The organism is Cyanobium sp. T1B-Tous, from assembly GCF_024345475.1.
GTDB lineage: Bacteria > Cyanobacteriota > Cyanobacteriia > PCC-6307 > Cyanobiaceae > Cyanobium_A.
This window is the reverse complement of sequence record NZ_JAGQBE010000007.1, coordinates 1-20,506: the sequence shown is the minus strand read 5'-3', so window position 1 is coordinate 20,506 and position 20,506 is coordinate 1. Positions and strand designations below refer to the sequence as shown.

Here is a 20,506-nt window from a genome sequence, read left to right as displayed (position 1 = left end):
TGTCAGCGGATTTCATAGTGCAGCCAGCGGCAGTCGATGCCGCCGTTGCTGATCGGGATGCGGCGGCTGGCCTTCATCTTCAGGGCCCCGGTGAGCTCGGGGTTGCCGCTGAGCAGCCACAGGCTCCAGCCGCTGCAGCGCTCCTTCACCATCCGCCCCAGGTCGGCGTAGAGGGGCTCGAGGGCTCCCTGCTCGCCCAGGCGCTCGCCGTAGGGGGGATTGCACACCAGGATCCCCGGGCCTGGCGGCGGCTCAAAGTCGCGGCAGTCGCCCTGGCGCAGATCGAGGGCCGCGGCGACGCCGGCTGCCTTGGCGTTGTGGCGGGCCTGCTCCAGGATCCCGGCGTCCTGCTCCACCCCCACGATCGGGGGCAGGGGGGATTCAGGCGGGAGGGCTAGGGCGGCGGCGGCCTCCCGCTCCTGCTGCCAGAGCTGGGGGTCGAAGTCGGGCCAGCGCTCCAGGGCGAAGGGGCGCCCGAGGCCCGGCGCCTTGCCCAGGGCCAGGCAGGCCGCCTCGATCAACAGGGTGCCGGAGCCGCACAGGGGATCGGCCAGGGGCATGCGCCCATCCCAGCCGGTGAGGGCGATCAGGCCGGCGGCGAGGTTTTCCTTCAGTGGCGCCAGGCCCATGGCGGCCCGGTAGCCGCGGCGGTGCAGGCTGCCGCCGCTGCCATCGAGGCTGAGGGTGGCCGTGCTGCCGTCCCGGCTGCCGGCGCCGCCCAGGTGGAGGTGCAGGGCCAGGTCCGGATCGTCGAGGTCGACCGAGGAACGGGCGCCCCACTGCTGGCGCTGCAGATCCACCAGGGCGTTTTTGACTTGGAGGGCGCTGTAGTGGCTGTGGTTCAGTCCGGGTGCCGTGCCGGTGGCGTCCACCCGGAAGGTGGTGCCGGGGGGCAGCCAGCGGGCCCAGTCGGCGGCGCGCTGCACGCCGTCGTAGAGGTCGTCGCGGCCCCGGCAGGGAAACTGGGCCAGCTCCCGCAGCAGGCGGAAGGGCAACCGGGCCTGCAGGTGCAGGCGGTAGTAGCCAGCCAGGTCGCTCTGGAAGCGCACGGCCCGGCGCAGGGGTGAGACGGCGTGGCAGCCCAGGGCCGTGAGCTCGGCCGCCGCGGCGTCCTCGAGGCCCGGTGGCACCACCGCGATGCCACTGATCTGGTTGGCGTTTGGTTCGGTGATGCCCACCCCTGCGTCAGCCCGTGCCTGCTGCCACAATGAACCAGTCCGGTTTCGGCCGGACTAGGTGGCTCACACCGGTGCTTCGGACAGCGGTTCGATTCCGCTCAGCTCCATTCCCCCATCCCGGGGCTGCAATGGTTTCGACGGGGTATAAGGAGGGTGACTGAAGCCTGCTCGGTAAGAGCGAACCCGTAACAGCGAACAACATCGTTCGTTTCTCCCGTCAGACCGCCCCTGTGGCTGCCTGACCCTGTAAGGGAGATGGGGTGAGGTCAGCCTTATCACCCAAATGACCCATGGGCCCTGGAAGGGGCCTTTTTAGTGGGCCGTTCAGCCGGATTTGCCCCTGCGGAGCCACCGTGATGGCCCTCCGCCGTTCAGTGGAGTTCGAACAGCAGCAGGTCGGCCCCGCCGGAGGTTGCCGTGAAGTGGTCCAGGGCGCCGGCTTCAAACCCGAGCCCATCGCCCTGTTCGAGGGTGCGGCCTGCGGCCTGGCCACCACCGCTGATCAGCTGGATCCAGCCCTGACGTCCAGCCGTGATCGCCAGGGGCAGGCTCTGGCCAGCCTCCGGTTGGGCCCGCCACAGCCGCACAGGGCGCTGGATCGCCAGGGCGCCGCCGCCCTGCTCGGGATCCAAGATCGGCGTCCAGTCAGTCCCGATGGAGAAGGGCTTCTGGGCGTAGGTCGGGGACAGGCCGACTTGGCTGGGTTCAATCCAGATCTGCAGCAGCCGGCAGGCCCGCTCGCCCCCATTCACCTCGCTGTGCACCAAACCGGTGCCGGCGCCCATGCACTGCACCTCGCCGGCCCGCAGCACCTCGCTGTGGCCCATGGAATCGCGGTGCTCGAGCTGGCCGTCCACCATCACCGTGATGATTTCCATGTCGCGGTGGGGGTGCATGCCGAAGCCCCGGCCAGCGGCGATCGTGTCGTCGTTGATCACCCGCAACGGCCCAAATCCCATCCAGGCGGGATCGTGATGGCCGCCAAAGGAAAAGGAGTGCCAGCTGTCGAGCCAGTCGAGCTGGCTGTGGAAGCGCTCGGCGGCCGGGCGGAACACGGAGGCCGCAGGGGTGGATTGGGGCGTCATGGCTGGAGTCGGCTGGCGTTCAAGGCCGCCTGCTGGAAGATCAGGGTGCGGTTGTTGGCGGGCATCGCCACATCAGCCAGCGGCTGGAGGCCCAGGGCGGCACCCTGCTCCTGGAGCTCCACCGCATCCCGTACACCCATGGCCGGATCGAGGCTGCGGAGGTGCTCGTCGAAGGCGATGTTGCTGGCGGCGGTGTGGACGCCCCGGTCGTGAAAGGGGCCGTAGAGCAGCAACAGCCCGCCGGGCACCAGCACCCGGGCGGCACCGGCCAGCAGCTGGGGCAGGGCCAGGGCCGGCATGATGTGACAGGTGTTGGCCGTGAACACGGCGTCGAAGCTCTGGTGGGGCCACTGCCCAGCCTCGGTGACATCCAACGGGATCGGTGGGAGCAGCCGGGCACCGAATGCCAGGGGGATTGGGTTGGGGGTCACCAGCTGGGCCTGGAGCATCGCCAGGACGCCCTCCCGTTCGCTGGGCTGCCAGACCAACTCCGGCACCTGCCCGCAGAAGAACGCGGCATGCTGGCCACTGCCTGAGCCGATCTCCAGCACCTGGGCGCCCTCAGGGAGCCAGTCCTGCAGCATCGCCAGGATTGGTCCTTTGTTGCGTTCGCAGGCGGGGGAGTGCAGCACCGTCTGCCGGGGATGGGTTCATCCATCTTGGGGGGCCTGGGGCCCTGTAGAGGGCATTGTTCGTGGTTGGGAAAGGGCTGGTCAAGGCTGAACCAGCCTGTCTTGGGCGGCCTACGCTGGCCCCAAAGGCAAGACTGGCTTGATGTCAAAATCCCAGCTGGAATTCACTCCAAAGCAAGATGTCGAGTTTCGGCAGCTTGTGGCCAAGCAGAGAATCGCTGCCATGGCGATTGCTGCTCTCGTTGTTTTCAAGGCTGCGTCTAGCCTTCCGAGTTTTTCTGGCCAAAATTGGCAAGAGGTCATGTTTGGGGTGGCTTCTTTCGCTGCTGCTGGCTACTCCTGCTACGCCCTCTACCTGAGCAGCTCAAAGTTGTATAGGATCACCCAAACGAGCGGCAATGATGTCAATCATTTGTTTGCCGGATTGCGAAGCCTGGAAAACTGTTTGGCGGCTCTGGCGCTTGCCATTCTATTCAGTATCATCCCGGCCTATGTCGGCACCTAGCGCTCGCTGTCGAAGTGATTCCAGGGGCTCTCGTTAGCTCTGGTTAAGTATTTGGCTAGGTTCTGAGCTTGATCCTCTTCCGTTTGCCGCCCGTCTTGCGATCGCCGGAGTTGGGGCTGCCGCCATTGTCCCCGCGATGATTCTCCAGCTTGCGTTGCAGGATGAGCCCGGAGAGTACAACGGTGATCGCATTGGCGATGATGAGGGGGCCATTCCCTGTCAGCGCTCCATAAATCAGCCAGAGGGCGATTCCACTGGTGAACAAGGTGTACATGCTGAGCGAAATCCCCCTGGTATCGCTGCTGCTAAGCGTTCTCATCGCCTGGGGAATGAAGCTTGAGGTGGTCAGGGAGGCGGCCACGTAGCCAAGGATTTCAATGGCGGATGATGGCTGGCTCATGGCGGGGTGGTAGAGGGCGTTCTGGACGCAAAGTTGAGATTGCAGTTGAAAAATTCTAAAAGTCCTTGAATGGGTGTTCAAGGCTGGGTGTCTTTGGGTCTATGAGTTCGAATCAATATCTCTTGAGAGATCGATAGATTTTAATGTCATCCCATCTGATGTGGCCCTGTTGATGGGTCTAGGTAGCCAGGCCCAATATCCGCTCCACCACTTCAAGCTTGATCTGCAAGCTTCATCTGCAAGCTTCAGCCTGAATCGTCCCAGGGGTGAAGTCCCGCCTGATTGAGGCCATTGATCGGCTGGTCAGGCTGGGCTGGCGGTGGCCTGGCGCGTGATGGCGGCCCTCAGCTGGGGGAGCTTCGACTCCGCCAGGTGGTACGAGGACACCAGGCAGCAGCAGCGGATGCCGTCCGCTTCGAGGCAGACCTGGATGCACTCGTTGCGCAGGGTGGTGATGTCGAGCACCGATCAACGTGGCAGGGTCCAGACCCCTCTTAAAGCCGCCTGGAGGGGGCTGCAAGCCCCTGGGATCAAGGCTGTTGCCCCATGGCCCTCAGCATCGCCCCCTGGCAGGGGCCGCCGTGGGAGCAGAGCGGGATCCGTTGACCATTCACGGAGGCCCCGCTCGGGGCGCCACTGGCCAGGTTGGGCCCAGCCTGAGCTGCTGAGTCAGACCCGCCCGTGGGCGCTCCGGTGGCTGCGGCCGCACCGCCTCCGGCCTGAGCACTGGTGGCCGTGCCCAGCGTGGTGCGCGCCCTGTCGAGCACGCCCGTGTAAGTCGGCGTGGAAGTGCCCTGGAGGGTCCCCTGGATGGCACTGGCCCCCACCATGGGCGCCAGGCCTTGGGCCTGGGCCCCCTGGCTCAGAAACGCCAGGACGGCCACCAGGAGCGACGGGGCCAGGCCGGGGGTCAGGCGTGGCTTGGTCAGGCTTGGCGTGCTCAGGCGAGGCGACGGGATGGGAGCCGAAATCGATTGGGAGCGGGCCATGGGAAAGCGTCGATCGGGCACTGGGGGTTGGCTCAGGTCAGCTTGGGTCAGGTCAGCTTGGGTCAGGGTTGCTGGGGGTCAGGGTTGCTTCGGGGCTGAGGAGAAGCCACTCCAGATTTTGAGCTCCTCAAGGGTCTGCACACCTTCGCGGCGTTCCTTGCCCGCCAGGTCCCAAGTGGGGAACGCGCGGATGTTGGCGGCGACGCAGCGGGCCCGGCCGTCGTCGCTCTTGTCGCACTCCACGTAGGGCAGGGTGTTGCCGCCCTCCTTGCCGAACAGGTTTTTCTGTTGGAAGCAGGCCGGACACCACCAGGCCCCGTAGAAGATGGCGCCCTTGGCCCGCAGGTGGGCACTGAGGGCCTTCTGTTCGGGGGTGGAGGCCTCCAGGGCCTCGCCCAGGCTGGGGGTGGTGGAGCTGCCCAGGCCCTGGACGCCGCTGCCCGCACTGGCGGTGGCCGTGAAGCCGAGCAGCACCGTGCTCAGGCCGATCAACAGGCTGGAACGCAGGGAACCGAGAGCGGCCATCCGGAGACGCTGGGGGCTTTTGAGGCTAGGCCTGGCGAGCGGTGCGGCCCATGGTCTGTGGGCAAATCCGGAGGAGGAGGCGTTCGGCCTTCCGCCCTTTCGGGCGTCGGCGGTCGGTGCCAGGGGCTGAGACACTGGGTGCACGGCGGTGGACACCAGGTCGATGGGCGCGAACGGCTACCGCGACTACTTCAATGTGTTGGGCGTGGAGCGTGGCGCCGATGCCGACACGATCAAGCGAGCGTTCCGGAAGTTGGCGCGCCAATACCACCCGGATGTGAATCCTGGAGATGCGGGGGCTGAGGCCAAGTTCAAGGAGGTCAGTGAGGCCTATGAGGTGCTGTCCGATCCCGAAAAACGCCGGCGCTACGAGCAATTCGGCCAGTACTGGAGCCAGGCGGGGGGTGGTCCCGGCGGCTCAGGTGTTGACGTTGACTTCGGTCGCTACGGCAACTTCGACGACTTCATCAACGACCTGCTCGGGCGTTTCGGTGGTCCGGCGAGCGGGGGGGCACCGGGAGGATTTGGTTTTGGCTCCGGCTTCCCCGGGGGCTTTGGCGGTCCTGGCTTTGGGGGTGGCGTACCGGGTGGGGCCCGCAGCAGCCCGGTCAATCTCGATGCCGAAGTGAGCATCAGCCTGTCCTTTGCCGATGCGTTCCGCGGCTCGGAACGCACCCTGGCTGTCAATGAGGAGCGGGTGCAGGTGCGGATCCCGCCCGGCGTCAAGCACGGCAGCCGTCTGCGGCTCAAGGGCAAGGGCAACCTGCAGCCCGGCACCGGTCGCCGCGGCGATCTCTACCTCAACCTCCAGATGCAGGAGCATCCGGTGTGGAAGCTGGACGGCGACCAGCTGCGGGCCGAGCTGCCCCTCAGCCTTGATGAGCTGGCCCTCGGCGGCGAGGTGCGGGTGGCCACGCCCGATGGCGAGGCCTCGGTGCAGGTGCCTCCGGGCATGACCCTGGGCCGCAGCCTGCGGCTCAAGGGCAAGGGCTGGCCCCTCAAGGACGGCCGTGGCGATCTGCTCCTCACGCCCGTGCTCAAACTGCCCGAGCCTCTCAGTGCCGAGGAGCGGCGGCTGCTGGAGCAGCTGCGCGCTGCCCGCAGTGCCGATCCCCGTGCGGGATGGATCCAGGCGGCCCGTCTCTAGGATCCGCCCCAGCCAGATCGCCGCCATGGAGCTCACCTACCGTCCCCGCCGTCTGCGCCGCACCCCGGCCCTGCGGGCGATGGTGCGGGAGCATCACCTCAGTGCGGCCGATTTCATCTACCCGCTCTTTGTGCATGAGGGCGCCACCAACGAGCCGATCGGGGCCATGCCCGGGGCCATGCGCTGGAGCCTGGAAGGACTCGTGCAGGAGGCGGGCCGGGCCTGGGATCTCGGCATCCGCTGCGTGGTGCTCTTCCCCAAGGTGGCCGATGGCCTCAAAACCGAAGATGGCGCCGAATGCTTCAACGAGGGCGGCCTGATCCCCCGGGCGATCCGCCACCTCAAGGAGGCGCATCCCGGCATGGCGATCATGACCGACGTGGCCCTCGATCCCTACTCCTGCGACGGCCACGACGGCATCGTCAGCAGTGAGGGGGTGGTGCTCAATGACGAAACCGTGGCGATCCTCTGCCGCCAGGCCGTGGCCCAGGCCCGCGCTGGTGCTGATCTGATTGGCCCCAGCGACATGATGGACGGCCGCGTCGGCGCCATCCGCGAAGCCCTCGATGAGGAGGGGTTCGAGCATGTGGGGATCATCAGCTACACCGCCAAGTACGCCTCCGCGTACTACGGCCCCTTCCGCGAAGCCCTCGATTCAGCCCCCCGCGCTGCCGCCGGCAAGCCGATCCCCGGCGATAAGAGCACCTACCAGATGGATCCGGCCAACGGCCGCGAAGCCCTCACCGAGGCCCTGCTCGATGAGCAGGAAGGGGCCGACATCCTCATGGTGAAGCCCGGCCTGGCCTACCTCGACATCATTCATCGGCTGCGTGGCGAAACCGAGCTGCCGATTGCCGCCTACAACGTCAGCGGCGAATACGCGATGGTGAAGGCCGCCGCAGAAAAGGGCTGGATCGACGAGCGGGCCGTGGTGCTGGAAACCCTGCTCTGCTTCAAGCGGGCTGGGGCCGATCTGATCCTCACGTATCACGCCTGTGATGCGGCCGCCTGGCTGCGCCAGGGCTGATGGGAAGGCGGGCCTGATTTGAAGTCCGTTCCTTGGGTTGGGCCTGTTCTGGCCGCGGCTCTGTACCTGGCCCTGATGACGGCCCTGGTCAGGGCCACCGGCGTGGGTTTTCTGTTGTTCCCAGAGCTGGGGGCCCTGGCCTCGGTGGTGTTTGCCGATCCCGGAGGCCGCTGGGCCCGTGCTCCCGTGTTGCTGGCCGTCACGCCCGTCGTGACGGCGTTGCTGGGGGTGTTGATCACCCGCCTGTTGCCCTATGGCCCCCTGGCGGTGGTGTTGGATCTGGCGACCTGTCTGCTGGTGATCAGGGCCCTGCGTTCGCCGATCGTGCCGGCCATCTCGGCAGGGATCCTGCCGCTGGCCCTGGGAATCACCAGTTGGATGTACCCCTTGGCCATCCTCGCGGGCACGGGAGGGTTGGCCCTGCTGGTGGTTTTGCGCGCCTCCCTGGCTCCCGCCATTCCGACGGCACCCATCCCGACGCCAGCCCCCCCTGCGGCGTCACCGCGGCCGGGACCATGGCGCCTGCCCTGGCTCTGGCCCCTGGCCGTCTTCCTCGCTGGAGCGCTGGTGTTGGTGCAGCTGCTGGGCTCCCATCTGGTGCTCTATCCGCCCCTGCTGGTGATCGCCTGGGACATGCTGGCCGATCGCGACCATTGCCCCTGGCTGGGCCGCCCCCTCGCCGTGCTGGTGGTCACCGGTGGCGCGGCGGCGGCGGGCCTTGCCCTGGTGCAGGTCTTGGGGGTGGTGCCCCTGGCCTCCTTCCTGGCGATGCTGGCCACGGCCTTGCTGTTGCGGTTATCGCAGCTCCGCTGTCCTCCGGCCTTTGGCCTGGCCCTGCTGCCCTTTGTGATTCCTGCGCCCCCAGCCACCTACACCCTGCTCACCCTGGCGGGTACGGCCTGGTTGCTCTTGGTGGTTGGATTGGCAGAACGTCTCGACCGTCGGCGCCGTCAACCAGAATGGAACCCGTGAATGGTTCCGGTATGGATGCAGCGCCCGTCCATCGCCTCGGCCATGTGGCTCTGAGGGTGCAGGATATGGAACGCGCTAAGGCGTTTTATCGGGGCCTGGGGCTGACCCTGACCTGGGACGCCCCCGATTGGGCCTATCTCGAGTGGCCCGGCGGCGGCACCGGCATCGCCCTGCTCAGTCCTGCTTACAAGGCCGCCGGCCCCCACTTTGCCTTCCATTTTCGCGACCGGGCCGAGGTGGATGCGGTCCACGCCGAGCTGGTGGCGGCCGGTCGCAGCTGCGGCCCGGTGCACGATCACCGCGACGGCACGGCCAGCTTTTATTTGCAGGATCCGGAAGGCAACTGGCTGGAGATGCTCTATGAGCCCCCCGGCGGTATCCCCTCCAACCTGGCCGGGTGAGCACACCCTCCACCCCTGCAGCGCTCCTCCAAGTGGCGCCGATTCAACAGGAAGCGCTGGAGCTGCTGGAGTGGCCCCGGCTGGCTGAGCAGCTGGCCAGCTTTGCCAGCACCGCGCCGGGCCGTCGCGCCTGCCAGGCCCTGCCGCTGCCCGACTCCCTGGCGGCCAGCCAGGCCCTGTTGGCTGAAACCACCGAGCTGCTGGGCCTCGATGGGCTGCTGGAGGGGGGGCTGAGTTTTCAGGGGGTGGCTGATATCGCCGCGTTGGTGGCCCACTGCGCCAAGGGCGGCACCGCCGCCGGCGAAGACCTGCTGGCCCTGGCCGGCACCCTGGCAGCGGCCCGCCGGCTGCGGCGCCAGATCGATGATGCCGAGCTGCGGCCGGTGTGCTCGGCCCTGGTGGCCGACCTGCGCACCCTGCCGGAGCTGGAGCAGCGCCTGCACTTCTGCCTCGAGGAGGGTGGCCGGGTGGCCGATCGGGCCAGCCCGCCCCTGGAGGGGCTGAGGCGCCAGTTGCTCGGCGTGCGCGCCGATCGTCGCGAGCGGCTGCAGGAGCTGCTGCGTCGCTGTGGGGCGATGCTGCAGGACACGGTGATTTCCGAGCGCAATGGCCGGCCCGTGCTGGCGGTGAAGGCCGGTGCCGCCGCCCAGCTGCCCGGGCTGGTGCATGACAGTTCGGCATCCGGGCAAACGGTGTTCATCGAACCCCAGGCGGTGATTGCCCTGGGCAACCGCATCCGCGAGCTGGAGGGGCGGGAGCGGGACCTGGAGCTGGAGGTGCTGACGGCCCTGAGTGGTCAGGTGGGGGAGGAGGCGGAAGCCCTCGAGGGCCTCCAACAGGTGTTGCGGCGTCTCGATGCCGGCCTGGCCCGGGCCCGCTACGGCGCCTGGCTGGGGGCGGTGCGGCCCGAGCTGGTGGCTGGGCCCGAGGCTCCCTTCGAGCTGCGCGACCTGCGCCATCCGCTGCTGGTCTGGCAGCACAAGCGTGAGGCCGGCCATGCGGTGGTGCCTGTGAGCCTGCAGGTGGGGCCCGACCTGCGCGTGGTGGCCATCACGGGCCCCAACACCGGCGGCAAGACCGTCACCCTCAAGAGTGTCGGCCTGGCGGCCCTGATGGCCCGGGCCGGGCTGTTCCTGCCCTGCAGTGGCACGCCACGGCTGCCCTGGTGCGCCCAGGTGCTCGCCGACATTGGCGATGAGCAATCCCTGCAGCAGAACCTCTCCACCTTCAGCGGCCACATCCGCCGCATCGCCCGCATCCTCGAAGCCCTGCCGGATCACGGGGACCCGGCGTCCGATGGGGGCCCAGGGCCTGGCGCTGCGCTGGTGTTGCTCGATGAGGTGGGTGCCGGCACCGATCCCCTGGAGGGTTCAGCCCTGGCCACGGCGCTGCTCAAGCATCTGGCCGATCGGGCCCGCCTCACCATCGCCACCACCCACTTCGGCGAGCTCAAGGCCCTCAAATACAGCGATCCCCGCTTTGAGAACGCCTCGGTGGCCTTCGATGTGGACACCCTCTCCCCCACCTATCGCCTGCAGTGGGGCATCCCCGGCCGCAGCAATGCCCTCGCCATTGCCCGCCGTTTGGGGTTGGGGGAGCCGGTGCTGGAGCTCGCGGCCTCCCAGTTGGAGCCCCTGGGCGAAGGGGAGGTGAACCAGGTGATCGCCGGCCTGGAAGACCAGCGCCAGCGCCAGCAGGAGGCCGCTGAGGAGGCCGCCGCCTTGCTGGCCCGCACCGAGCTGCTGCATGAGGAGTTGCTGCTGCGCTGGCAGCAGCAGACCCAGCAGAGCGCCGAGCTGCAGGAGCAGCGGCGCCAGCAGCTGGAGCGCTCGATCCGCCAGGGCCAGAACGAGGTCAAGCGGATCATCCGCCGGTTGCGCCAGGGCCAGGATGGGGGCCTTGCCAGCAGCTCCGCGCTGGGTGAAACCGCCCGCCAGGCCGGCCAGCGCCTCAAGAGCCTCGAGCAGCAGCACCGCCCCACCCCGGAGCGGCGCGAGCACCGCGGTTGGATGCCCGCCGTGGGCGATCGGGTGCGGGTGCTGTCCCTGGGCAAGGCCGGGGAGGTGCTGGCCCTGGCCGACGACGGCCGCGAACTCACCGTCCGCTGTGGTGTCCTGCGGCTCACCCTGGAGCTGGCCGGCATCGAGGGGCTGCATGGGGAGAAGCCGACGCCGCCGGAGGTGCAGGTGAAGGTGAAGGGCCAGCGGGGCCTGGGGGGCCGCGGTCCCGACGTGCGCACCGAGCGCAACACGGTGGATGTGCGGGGCCTGCGGGTGCATGAGGCCGAGGCGGCGGTGGAGGAGCGGCTGCGCGCCGCCAATGGCCCCGTCTGGGTGATCCACGGCATCGGCACCGGCAAGCTCAAGCGGGGCCTGCGCCAGTGGCTCACCACCGTTCCCTACGTGGAGCGGGTACGCGACGCCGAGCAGGGCGACGGCGGTGCTGGCTGCAGCGTGATCTACCTGAAGTAGGCCAGTCGAGCCCACGTCATGCCCTCGCCATCAGAGCCGAGGGAGCAGGGGTTCCTGGCCAGCGGCCGGGGGCGGCAGGGGCAGGGCCTCGCCGGCCCCATCAAACAGTCGCCAGCCGCGGGGATCGATATCCAGGTGCACCGTGGATCCGGGCGGCAGGATCTCTTCGGGGCCGACCCGCACCTGCACCAGGTGATCGCCCTCCGCCAACCGGCAGGTGAGCAGCTGTTCGTTGCCCAGGGCCTCGCTGTGGCTCACCTCGGCTTTCAGATTGCGGTTGGTGGCTGGGGCCAGGCGGAAGTGCTCGGGCCGCAGGCCTCCGGTGAGGCTCTGCCCCGTGCGCGCGGCCAGCCCCTCGGCCAGCACACCCTCCACCGTGAGCCGGCGGCTGCCCAGCTGCAGCTGGCCGGCTCCCAGGGCCTGCACCGGCAGCAGGTTCATGGGCGGGCTGCCGATGAATTGGGCCACGAAGAGGTTGGCGGGCCACTGGTAGAGCTCCATCGGCGTGCCCAGCTGCTGCAACCGGCCGGCGTTGAGCACGGCGATCCGGTGCCCCATCGTCATCGCTTCCACTTGGTCGTGGGTGACGTAGAGGGTGGTGGTGCCCAACCGCCGCTGCAGCTCGACGATCTGGGTGCGGGTGCCGGTGCGCAACTTGGCGTCGAGGTTGCTGAGGGGTTCATCCATCAGGAACACCGCCGGCGCCCGGGCGATGGCCCGGCCCAGGGCCACCCGCTGCTTCTGGCCGCCGGAGAGTTCCTTGGGCAGCCGGTCCAGCAGGTGATCGAGCTCGAGGGTTTCGGCCACCTCGGCGATGCGTGCGGCGATGCGCTCCTCCCGCGGCGAGCGCACCTGCAGGGGCCTGGGCAGCCGCCGGCTGGCCAGGTGGAGGCTGTCCTGGAGCTGCTGCAGGGCCGAGCGGTTGCGGCTGCGGCGCAGGCCGAAGCCAATGTTGCCGGCCACGGTGAGATGGGGGTAGAGCGCGTAGCTCTGGAACACCATGGCCACGTCCCGCTGGGCGGGCCGCAGCTGGCTCACGGGCCGGTTGCCGACGTAGATCTCCCCCCCGCTCGGCTGCTCCAGGCCCGCCAGCAGCCGCAGCAGGGTGCTCTTGCCACAGCCGGAGGGCCCCACCAGCACCAGGAATTCGCCGTCCTGGATCTGCAGATCCAGCTGCTGCAGCACCTCCACAGGATCGCCGCCCCTGCGGGGTGGGTAGGTCTTGCTGACCTGCTGGAAGCGAACCTCTGCCAAGACGGGCCTTCAGACGGCGCGATCCTAGGTTTGTCCCAATGCAATTCATTGATCAGGCCCGCATCGCCGTCAAGGCCGGCCGTGGCGGCGATGGGATCGTGGCTTTCCGCCGCGAGAAATACGTGCCGGCTGGGGGCCCTTCCGGCGGCGATGGCGGCCGCGGCGGCGACGTGCTGCTGGTGGCTGACGCCAACCTCCAGACCCTGCTGGATTTCAAATACAAACGCCTGTTTGCGGCGGTGGAGGGCCGGCGGGGCGGTCCCAACCGCTGCACCGGCGCCAGCGGCGATCACCGGGTGATCAAGGTGCCCTGCGGCACGGAGGTCCGGGATGCTCGCACCACGATCTTGCTGGGCGACCTCACGGCCCCGGGGGATGAGCTTCTGGTGGCCCTCGGTGGCCGCGGTGGCCTCGGCAACGCCCATTACCTGAGCAACCGCAACCGGGCGCCGGAGAAGTGCACCGAGGGCAAGGAGGGTGAGGAGTGGCTGCTGCAGCTGGAGCTCAAGCTGTTGGCAGAGGTGGGGATCATCGGTCTGCCCAACGCCGGCAAGAGCACCTTGATTTCGGTGCTGTCAGCCGCCCGGCCCAAGATCGCCGATTACCCCTTCACCACCCTGGTGCCCAACCTCGGCGTGGTGCGCCGGCCCAGTGGCGATGGCACCGTGTTTGCTGACATCCCAGGCCTGATTGCCGGGGCGGCCCAGGGGGCTGGGCTCGGCCACGACTTCCTGCGCCACATCGAGCGCACCCGCCTGTTGATCCACCTGATCGATGCCAGTGCCGAGGACGTGCTGGCCGACCTTCAGGTGGTGCAGCAGGAGCTCACTGCCTACGGTCACGGCCTCGATCAGCGGCCGCGGTTGGTGGTGCTCAACAAGATCGAACTGCTCGATTCCGCTGCCCTGGAGAGCGCGCTGGACATCGTGCGCCAACAGGTGAAGTCCCAGGGGGAACAGCCCGTTCTGGCGATCTCCGCGGCTGCCTCAAAAAATCTGCCGGAGCTGCTGGCCGCGGTGTGGCAGCAGCTCGGCATTGCCTAAAGGCTCAGGTCCCTCGAGATCGGGGCCTGGAGAGACCCTCAGTCGTCGTAGACCCGGCACTCGGGGGCCGAGGGGTTCAGGTCGCAGAACACTTCGAGGGGGGTGGGGTCGTGGCTGTCCTCGGGATGGTGTTCCTTGAACTCCTGGAGCCCCTGCAGCTCTTCCTCCAGGTGTCGCACCTTGCCCAGATCGCCGGCGGCGCGGGCGGCCTCGATCTCGCTCTGGTCCTTCTGGATGTGCTCGTCGATGCTCTTCATTTCGGATACCGGCTGGCTAAGGCCGGAACTCACCGCGGCCCACCTTACGGGCGCCGGCCGACCTTGCGCCTTTCTGTTGCCTGCTGCCGATCGGCAGCGCCGTGGCTAGCAGCAGGAAAAGCGCATTGCTGGGGCATCTCCATGGCACGCATCAAGCACCGGCGCGGTCGCCACTTCATGGACGAGAACGGCCGCCTGTTCTGGATCAACGGTCCGGAAGAGCACTGCTATCTGTCGGAGCAGCGCCAGTGGCGCCGCGATCTGAGCTTCGATGATGTGTTGGATTGGAAACAATGCGCGCCCAGTGGCCTGGTCAGCCAGCGCTTCCCGTCCCTCCAGGCCGCTTGCGAGGCCTATGAGCATTGCCAGATCACCTGGTGCCAAGACCTCTACCTGCGCCGCATGGGCGACCAGATGGCGGCCCATCGGGCGGCGGACGACTACAAACCCACCGCGATGAAGGAGGCGGAGAACCAAGGGGGACGGGTGCGGCAGCAGCCCTGGTTGCTGCCAGAACCGGCGGGTCCGGTGTGTGGGCTGCCGCCGCGGCAGAGCGTGACCGCCGGAGCCCCCCTGGAGATGGCCCACCCCCACCGCCGCCGGCGCTCGGCCGCAGGGATGGCCACACCCTCAACCCGCTAGTTCGCTCAGGGCCAGCCAGCGTTCCTCGCCGCCGTGGATCCGCTCGCTCAGTTCCGCCAGCTGCTGGGTGAGTGCCTCTAGGGCGGCGTAGTCGCTGCCGCCTGCGCCGAGGGCCAGCTCCAGCTGGCGGCGCTGCTCCTCCCACAGCGGCAGCTGGGTCTCCAGATCGGCTAGCTCGCGGCTCTCCTTGAAGCTGCGGCGCCGGGAGGCCGGGCGTTTGTCGCGGCTGGGGGCTTGGGCCGCCTGGGCGGGTTGAGGTTGGGTGGCACTGGCCAGCCGGGCGGCCTCCTGGCGGGCGGCGCTGGTTTCCAGGTAGGCGCTGTAGTTGCCCTCGAAGCGCTGCAGCTCGCCGTTCTCGAAGCAGAACAACCGATCCACGGTGCGGTCGAGGAAGTAGCGGTCGTGGGAGACCACCACCACGCAGCCGCGGAAGTCTTCGAGGAAGTCTTCGAGCACGCTCAGGGTCTGGACGTCGAGGTCGTTGGTGGGCTCGTCGAGCAGCAGCACATTCGGCGCCTCGATCAGCAGCCGGCAGAGGTGCAGCCGCCGCCGCTCGCCGCCGGAGAGCTTGGCCACCGGCTGGTGCTGCTGGGCGGGGGGGAAGAGGAAGCGCTCCAGCAGCTGGGAGGCGCTCAGCTCCTCGCCATCCACGGACACCCGGCTGGCGGCGGCCTGCACCACCTCCAGCACCTTCTGGTCGGGCTTGAGCAGCACGTCGCTGTGCTGGTCGAAGTAGGCCAGCTTGACGGTGGCACCCAACTCCAGGCTGCCGCTGCTGGGCTGGCGCCGGCCTGCAATCACCTCCAGCAGGCTCGACTTGCCCACACCGTTGGGCCCGATGATGCCGATCCGGTCTTCCGGGCTGAAGTCGTAGCTGAACTGGCGCAGCAGGGGCCGGGCTTCGGGGCCTTCGCCCGCATTCACCCCCAGCGCCTCGGCCGTGATGGCCCGCTTGCCCAGCCGCCGGCTGCTGGTGGCCAGGCTCACCTGGCCGCGGCCCTGGCGCTGGGGGGCTTCCCGCATCGCCTCGATGCGCTGGATGCGGGCTTTCTGTTTGGTGCTGCGGGCCTTGGGGCCCTGCCGCAGCCAGGCCAGCTCCCGCCGCAGGGTGCCCTTGAACTTGGCGGCTGAGGCGGCTTCCGAGGCCTCCTCCTCGGCCTTGTGGGTGAGGTAGGTGGCGTAGTTCCCGGCGTAGCTGCGGGCCAGACCCCGATCCACCTCCACGATCCGCCGGGTCACCCGATCCAGCACGTAGCGGTCGTGGGTCACCAGCACCAGGGCACCTGGGAAGCGATCGAGGTAGCTCTGCAGCCACTCCACCCCGTTGGCATCGAGGTGGTTGGTGGGCTCATCCAGCAGCAGCACATCGGGCTCGGCCACCAGCGCTGCGGCGAGGGCCACCCGTTTGCGGTATCCGCCGGAGAGGTCCCCCACCTTGCGGTCGGTCTCAGCGATGCCGAGCCGTTCCAGCACCTCCCGGCACTGCTGTTCGAGCCCCCAGGCGTTGAGCTGGTCCATGCGCCCGTGCAGGTCGCTCAGCCGGGCCAGGGTGGTGGCGTCGTCGGGAGCATCCGCCACCGCCTGGCTCAGGGCCGTGTGCTGGCGCAGCAGGGCCATTTTTTCACCGCTGCCGGCGAACACCTGCTCCAGCACGGTGTGCTCAGGGTCGAGCTCGGGCTCCTGGTCCACCAGCACCACCCGGGTGCGGGGGGCGCAGCGCCGCTGGCCGCTGCCCAGGGGCTCGTGGCCGGCCAGCACCTTCAGCAGGGTGCTTTTGCCGGCTCCGTTGGGGCCGATCAGCCCCAGCCGCTCCCCCTCGCCCACGTGCAGGGTGAGGCCCTCAAACAGGGTGCGGATGCCGAAGTCCTTGCCGGCCTCCACCAGGCTGATCAGGCTCAAGGTGCGGCTCCCTCGGTGTTGGCAGCCTGGGCTTTGAGGTAGGCGAACACGCTTTTGTCCCCCACATCGGCTGCGGCGGGCATGGGGAACTTGCGCAGGCATAGCACCAGCAGCAGGGCGCTCTCCAGGGCCAGCAAGGTGGTGGTGGCCGTGCCGTCCAGCAGGCCGCCCAGGTAACCGAGCAGGGCGATCGGCAGCAGCAGGGTCACCCCGATGGCCTCGGGACGGCGGAAGCAGAAGAACTCCTTGAAGCCCACCCCCGCCAGGGCGGCGAAGAAGGGGCCGATGGCCAGGATCCAGAGGGGCTGGTTGGTCAGGGCCGCCACCATGGCGTCCGGGCCGCTCCGGGCCGCCAGCACGAAGGCGCCCCCGCAGCCCAGCAGCCAGAAGAGCTGCAGGGCCCGGTGCAGGGGCACCAGGTAGATGTGGATCCAGCGCAGGGCCAGGCCCAGACCCACCGCCATCACCACCATCCAGGGCCAGAGCTGGCCGGGGCCGAACTGGCGCCATTGCAGCAGCAGGCCCGCTTGTCCCACGGCCACGGCGGTGAGGCCCAGGCGGTACCCGAGCACCTCGCGCCGGTCGGTGGCATCAATCGTGAAGGGCCCGTAGACCCCTTCAAACACGGGATCAGCCATCGTTGTTTCCCGGATCAGGCATCGGTTGGGTCTCCCCTGGCCCTCCCAGAGCGGGTGGACCTTCCACCAGTGTGGCGAGGGGCGGTCCCGCCGGAACGATTCCCGAGGGATGGAGGGGGAAGAGGGCGCCGAAGTAGTCCCGGCGCCAGGCCTCCGGCCAACAGGTGGCCGCCACACCCGGCAGGGCGTGGAACCGCTGGCGCCAGCGCCACAGGGCCGGCAGCTGCCACAGGGGCAGGCGGCTGCAGCCGAACAGCGGCGCGTACACCAGCTCCAGCCGGATCAGGGTGGGAAACAGCACCACGTCCGCCAGGCTCAGCTGGGGGCCGCTCAACCAGGGCGCCCTCGCCAGGGCACGGTCGGCGTCCCCCAGCGCCTCAAACAGCGCGGCCTCGGCCCGGTCGTAGGCGGCCTGGGTGCGGGCGAAGCCACAGCGGTAGACCCCATCGTTGACGCTGCTCTGTAGCCGGTCCCGCCATTGGTCGGTGGCCTCCTGCTGGGGGGCTGGTTCCAGGTTGGGGGCGTCGGGGGAGGGCCAGCGGTTGAGCAGTTCGATCAGCCGGGCGCTCTCGCCCACCAGGATGCGCCGTTCGCGGCGGGAATACAGGGCTGGCACCGTGGCCCGCTGCCCCGCATCGGCGCCCGAGCGCCGGTAAAGCTCGATCAGGGTGTGGCAGCCCTCGAAGGCCTCCGCAAAGCGCCAGCGCCCCTCGGCCGGGTCGGGGTCCACCACCACCAGGCTGATGCTGGCCCCGAGGCCCCGCAGGCTCCACACCAGCCAGGCTCGGTGGGCCCAGGGGCAGCTGCGGCCCACGATCAGCACGTGGCCATCGGCCGCGGCGGCCTCGTCGGGCAGGGGGGGCAGCACGCTGAAGGCCCCGTCCGGGCGGCGGTAATTGCCCTCCGCATCGGCCGGCCCCAGACCACCCATCAGTTGTTGCCACTGCCAGTGCCAGAGCGAGCGGGCGGTGCGCACCAGCGGAGCGGGTGGGGCCATGGACGGGGAGGCGGCGAGGCTCTGAATCTGCGTCAGGCTGGGCTTGAAATCCAGCGCCTGCCGGCGACCCTCCCGCTGATGCGTTCGACTCCTGTGCCAGCCAGGGTGCTCGTGGTGGCTGGCACCCACGGCAACGAGCGCAATGCCCCCTGGCTGCTGGACCACTGGTCCCAGCAGCCAGGCGCCCTGGCCAGCTGCGGTTTGGAGTTGGAGCTGGTGGTGGGCAACCCCGCTGCTTACGCCCAGAACCGCCGTTACCTCGAGCGGGATCTCAACCGCTGTTTTGCCCCGGCCCTGCTGGCCGACCCCGCTTTGGCCGGGCCGGATCTGCAGCGCGCCCGGGAGCTGGTGGCCCGCCATGGCCCCGAGGCCGATGTCCCGTGCCTGGTGGCGCTGGACCTGCACAGCACCACCAGCGCCATGGGCAATTCCCTGGTGATCTACGGCCGGCGGCCCACCGATCTGGCCCTGGCGGCGGGCCTGCAGGCGCGGCTGGGCCTGCCGATCTATCTGCACGAGGCCGACACCGTCCAGACCGGGTTTCTGGTGGAGCGCTGGCCCTGCGGACTGGTGATTGAGGTGGGGCCCGTGCCCCAGGGGGTGATCACGGCCCAGATCTGCCGCCAGACCCAGCTGGCGGTAGAGGCGGCGCTCGCGGTGCTGGCCGCGGCCCAGACCGGAGACCTGCGCTTGCCCCCCCAGCTGCTGGTGCACCGCCATCTGTGCAGCCTCGACCTGCCCCGCCGCCCCGATGGATCCCCGGCGGCCTGTCTGCACCCGGCGCTGCAGCATCGCGACTGGTGGCCGCTCCAACCGGGGGACCCCGTGTTCAGCGGTCCCGGGGGGGAACCCATCGGCTTCGTTCCGCCGCCGGGACTGGAGGATCAGCCGGCCTGGCCCGTGTTTGTCAATGAAGCCGCCTACGGCGAGAAGGGCATTGCCCTCAGCCTCACCCGTCGGGAAAGCTGGCCGGTGTTACCCGAGTGGCAGCAGGCCCTGACCGATCTGGCCTCCCAGCTCGCTCAGCGGGGTGCGCCGTTGTAGTCGATGCCCAGCACGGTGCGGCCATCGCTGGAAATGCGGATTTCGGTTTCCACCGTGGCGGCCAAGTTGAGTTGCTGCCAACCCGGGGCTCCACCGAGGAACCGGAACAGGTAGCCCTCGCTGGTGGAACTGATCAGGCACTGGTTCCCCGCGTTGGCGGTTTCGTACATGCACTGAGCTGGGCGGTAGACCGCCAGGCCGCCGTTGGTTTGGATGGCGGTGTTGCGCGCCAGGTTGAGGGCTCGAACGGCGCTGAAGGGAACCGGAGCCTCCTGGGCCAGGGCTGCCTGGGGGGCCATCAGGGTGATGCCACCGCCAGCCCCTCCGGCCAGCAGTCCCGAGCAGAGGGCGGCTGCAGCTGCAGAAGCCAAACGGGCGGGCATGGGTCGCTAGGGCAAAGAGTTGAACCAGCTCAACCCTGGCCCATGGGCCTGTCAAGGGGGCTCAACCACACACCAGCGTGGACTGCTCTTTGGTGCAGGGCAGATCCGTTTTGCTGCCGTCCGCCCAGTAGATGCGCAGCCGATCGTCCTCGGTGCCACTGCGGTAGGTGAGCGACTTGATCGCTCCGGCCGGAGGCTTGCCGGCGGGGTCAGCCCCATTCCCCGGAGTCGCCGCGTTGAGCTTTTGCTCCAGCTGCTGGATCTTCAGCTCCAGCTGTTCCTGGCGTTGTTGCAGGCGCTGGACCTCCGCGGAGGGCTGCCGTTGGCAGCCGGTGATCAGGAGGGCGGTGCCGGCCAAGGCCGCCAGGGCGCCACGGATGGGCAGGGCGTGAAGCAGGGAAGGCGGTGCCATGCCGGAGGAAGGCCTGTGCAGGGCAACTCCTAGCAGCGTCAGGAGCCCCTGGCTACGGATTGCCGCCTCTTTTGTCCTCTTGACCCGCAGAGCACCCATCAGCGGAGCTGATCGGAGTCATCAGCAGCCCTGGGCCACCCAGGCCAGACTCCTCTCACCAATGCCGCAATCTTCCGTTACAGTTACGAGCGACGGGATTCCGTCCGGCGGTTTTCGCCCTGGCGGTTTACCGCCCTCCATACCCGTTCCTCTGGAACACTCTTCTCTCGTTCTCATGACAACCACTCTCCAGCAGCGCCAAGGCGCTTCTGCGTGGAACCAGTTCTGCGAGTGGGTCACCTCCACCAACAACCGCCTGTATGTGGGCTGGTTCGGTGTGCTGATGATCCCCTGCCTTCTGGCCGCCACCATCTGCTTCATCGTTGCCTTCATCGCTGCTCCCCCCGTCGACATCGACGGCATCCGTGAGCCCGTTGCCGGCAGCCTGATGTACGGCAACAACATCATCTCTGGTGCTGTTGTGCCTTCCAGCAACGCCATTGGCCTGCACTTCTACCCCATCTGGGAAGCCGCCAGCCTCGATGAGTGGCTGTACAACGGTGGTC

The 20,506-nt window shown here is 68.6% G+C and carries 23 protein-coding genes and 1 pseudogene; 10 read left to right on the top strand and 14 right to left on the bottom strand.

Annotated features, from left to right (window positions below; genetic code table 11):
• Positions 1 to 2: 2 nt before the first annotated feature.
• The 3 genes from KBY71_RS02905 to KBY71_RS02890 form a co-directional block, all read right to left on the bottom strand.
• On the bottom strand, positions 3 to 1,178 hold the full coding sequence (locus KBY71_RS02905) for a class I SAM-dependent RNA methyltransferase (RefSeq protein ID WP_254927495.1): 1,176 nt from the start codon (positions 1,176 to 1,178) through the stop codon (positions 3 to 5).
• Positions 1,179 to 1,549: 371 nt separating this feature from the next.
• Positions 1,550 to 2,263, bottom strand: a complete 714-nt coding sequence (locus tag KBY71_RS02895) for a pirin-like bicupin family protein (RefSeq protein WP_254927494.1) — start codon at positions 2,261 to 2,263, stop codon at positions 1,550 to 1,552.
• Positions 2,260 to 2,895 (bottom strand): DUF938 domain-containing protein, encoded by a 636-nt coding sequence (locus KBY71_RS02890; RefSeq protein WP_254927493.1) that lies wholly within the window; start codon positions 2,893 to 2,895, stop codon positions 2,260 to 2,262. The genes KBY71_RS02895 and KBY71_RS02890 overlap by 4 nt, the downstream gene beginning before the upstream one ends.
• A gap of 142 nt (positions 2,896 to 3,037) precedes the next feature.
• Between KBY71_RS02890 and KBY71_RS02885 the strand changes: the two genes are divergently transcribed.
• Positions 3,038 to 3,400 (top strand): hypothetical protein, encoded by a 363-nt coding sequence (locus KBY71_RS02885; protein ID WP_254927492.1) that lies wholly within the window; start codon positions 3,038 to 3,040, stop codon positions 3,398 to 3,400.
• Between the two features lie 55 nt (positions 3,401 to 3,455).
• Here the strand turns inward: KBY71_RS02885 and KBY71_RS02880 are convergent, their stop codons facing one another.
• The 4 genes from KBY71_RS02880 to KBY71_RS02865 all read right to left on the bottom strand — a co-directional run bounded on the left by KBY71_RS02880 (position 3,456) and on the right by KBY71_RS02865 (position 5,314).
• Positions 3,456 to 3,800, bottom strand: coding sequence for a SemiSWEET transporter (locus KBY71_RS02880; protein WP_254927491.1), 345 nt, complete (start codon positions 3,798 to 3,800; stop codon positions 3,456 to 3,458).
• A 303-nt stretch (positions 3,801 to 4,103) separates the two neighbouring features.
• Positions 4,104 to 4,265, bottom strand: a complete 162-nt coding sequence (locus tag KBY71_RS02875) for a hypothetical protein (RefSeq protein ID WP_254927490.1) — start codon at positions 4,263 to 4,265, stop codon at positions 4,104 to 4,106.
• A gap of 65 nt (positions 4,266 to 4,330) precedes the next feature.
• Positions 4,331 to 4,789, bottom strand: a complete 459-nt coding sequence (locus KBY71_RS02870; RefSeq protein ID WP_254927489.1) for a hypothetical protein — start codon at positions 4,787 to 4,789, stop codon at positions 4,331 to 4,333.
• A 78-nt stretch (positions 4,790 to 4,867) separates the two neighbouring features.
• On the bottom strand, positions 4,868 to 5,314 hold the full coding sequence (locus KBY71_RS02865) for a hypothetical protein (RefSeq protein ID WP_254927488.1): 447 nt from the start codon (positions 5,312 to 5,314) through the stop codon (positions 4,868 to 4,870).
• A 163-nt stretch (positions 5,315 to 5,477) separates the two neighbouring features.
• Here KBY71_RS02865 and KBY71_RS02860 point away from each other — a divergent pair, with 163 nt between their 5' ends.
• From KBY71_RS02860 to KBY71_RS02840, 5 genes are all read left to right on the top strand, one after another.
• Positions 5,478 to 6,461, top strand: a complete 984-nt coding sequence (locus KBY71_RS02860; protein WP_254927487.1) for a DnaJ C-terminal domain-containing protein — start codon at positions 5,478 to 5,480, stop codon at positions 6,459 to 6,461.
• A gap of 25 nt (positions 6,462 to 6,486) precedes the next feature.
• On the top strand, positions 6,487 to 7,488 hold the full coding sequence (gene hemB / locus KBY71_RS02855; protein WP_254927486.1) for a porphobilinogen synthase: 1,002 nt from the start codon (positions 6,487 to 6,489) through the stop codon (positions 7,486 to 7,488).
• Between the two features lie 75 nt (positions 7,489 to 7,563).
• On the top strand, positions 7,564 to 8,460 hold the full coding sequence (locus KBY71_RS02850) for a hypothetical protein (protein ID WP_254927485.1): 897 nt from the start codon (positions 7,564 to 7,566) through the stop codon (positions 8,458 to 8,460).
• Positions 8,448 to 8,861, top strand: a complete 414-nt coding sequence (locus tag KBY71_RS02845) for a VOC family protein (protein WP_254927484.1) — start codon at positions 8,448 to 8,450, stop codon at positions 8,859 to 8,861. Before KBY71_RS02850 ends, KBY71_RS02845 begins: the two co-directional genes overlap by 13 nt.
• Before the next feature lie 32 nt (positions 8,862 to 8,893).
• Entirely contained in the window at positions 8,894 to 11,332 is a 2,439-nt protein-coding gene (locus tag KBY71_RS02840) for an endonuclease MutS2 (RefSeq protein WP_254927483.1), read from the top strand.
• Positions 11,333 to 11,362: 30 nt separating this feature from the next.
• Here the strand turns inward: KBY71_RS02840 and KBY71_RS02835 are convergent, their stop codons facing one another.
• On the bottom strand, positions 11,363 to 12,586 hold the full coding sequence (locus KBY71_RS02835) for an ABC transporter ATP-binding protein (protein ID WP_254927482.1): 1,224 nt from the start codon (positions 12,584 to 12,586) through the stop codon (positions 11,363 to 11,365).
• Positions 12,587 to 12,624: 38 nt separating this feature from the next.
• Between KBY71_RS02835 and obgE the strand changes: the two genes are divergently transcribed.
• Positions 12,625 to 13,629, top strand: a complete 1,005-nt coding sequence (obgE, locus tag KBY71_RS02830; RefSeq protein WP_254927481.1) for a GTPase ObgE — start codon at positions 12,625 to 12,627, stop codon at positions 13,627 to 13,629.
• 38 nt (positions 13,630 to 13,667) lie between these two features.
• Here obgE and KBY71_RS02825 read toward each other — a convergent pair whose 3' ends face one another.
• Positions 13,668 to 13,886, bottom strand: coding sequence for a CP12 domain-containing protein (locus KBY71_RS02825; protein ID WP_254927535.1), 219 nt, complete (start codon positions 13,884 to 13,886; stop codon positions 13,668 to 13,670).
• A 141-nt stretch (positions 13,887 to 14,027) separates the two neighbouring features.
• Between KBY71_RS02825 and KBY71_RS02820 the strand changes: the two genes are divergently transcribed.
• Complete coding sequence (locus KBY71_RS02820) at positions 14,028 to 14,528, top strand: hypothetical protein (protein WP_254927480.1); 501 nt, start codon at positions 14,028 to 14,030, stop codon at positions 14,526 to 14,528.
• Here KBY71_RS02820 and KBY71_RS02815 read toward each other — a convergent pair.
• From KBY71_RS02815 to KBY71_RS02805, 3 genes are read right to left on the bottom strand one after another with little or no spacing between them, the layout of a single operon-like run.
• Positions 14,517 to 16,427, bottom strand: a complete 1,911-nt coding sequence (locus KBY71_RS02815; RefSeq protein WP_254927479.1) for an ABC-F family ATP-binding cassette domain-containing protein — start codon at positions 16,425 to 16,427, stop codon at positions 14,517 to 14,519. The genes KBY71_RS02820 and KBY71_RS02815 overlap by 12 nt on opposite strands.
• Positions 16,424 to 17,065: a DUF2301 domain-containing membrane protein gene (locus KBY71_RS02810; protein ID WP_254927478.1), complete on the bottom strand. Its 642-nt coding sequence runs from the start codon at positions 17,063 to 17,065 to the stop codon at positions 16,424 to 16,426. Before KBY71_RS02810 ends, KBY71_RS02815 begins: the two co-directional genes overlap by 4 nt.
• On the bottom strand, positions 17,058 to 18,062 hold the full coding sequence (locus tag KBY71_RS02805; RefSeq protein WP_254927477.1) for a glutathione S-transferase C-terminal domain-containing protein: 1,005 nt from the start codon (positions 18,060 to 18,062) through the stop codon (positions 17,058 to 17,060). Before KBY71_RS02805 ends, KBY71_RS02810 begins: the two co-directional genes overlap by 8 nt.
• Positions 18,063 to 18,140: 78 nt before the next feature.
• Here KBY71_RS02805 and KBY71_RS02800 point away from each other — a divergent pair, with 78 nt between their 5' ends.
• Positions 18,141 to 19,106 (top strand): aspartoacylase, encoded by a 966-nt coding sequence (locus KBY71_RS02800; protein ID WP_254927476.1) that lies wholly within the window; start codon positions 18,141 to 18,143, stop codon positions 19,104 to 19,106.
• Here the strand turns inward: KBY71_RS02800 and KBY71_RS02795 are convergent.
• Both KBY71_RS02795 and KBY71_RS02790 read right to left on the bottom strand, forming a co-directional pair.
• Positions 19,085 to 19,489 (bottom strand): hypothetical protein, encoded by a 405-nt coding sequence (locus KBY71_RS02795; RefSeq protein WP_254927475.1) that lies wholly within the window; start codon positions 19,487 to 19,489, stop codon positions 19,085 to 19,087. The genes KBY71_RS02800 and KBY71_RS02795 overlap by 22 nt on opposite strands.
• Before the next feature lie 61 nt (positions 19,490 to 19,550).
• Positions 19,551 to 19,901 carry a hypothetical protein gene (locus KBY71_RS02790; protein ID WP_254927474.1) on the bottom strand — a complete coding sequence of 117 codons (351 nt, stop codon included), beginning with the start codon at positions 19,899 to 19,901 and terminating at the stop codon, positions 19,551 to 19,553.
• A gap of 274 nt (positions 19,902 to 20,175) precedes the next feature.
• Here KBY71_RS02790 and KBY71_RS02785 point away from each other — a divergent pair.
• Positions 20,176 to 20,506, top strand: a pseudogene (locus KBY71_RS02785) (photosystem II q(b) protein); the annotation flags it as partial.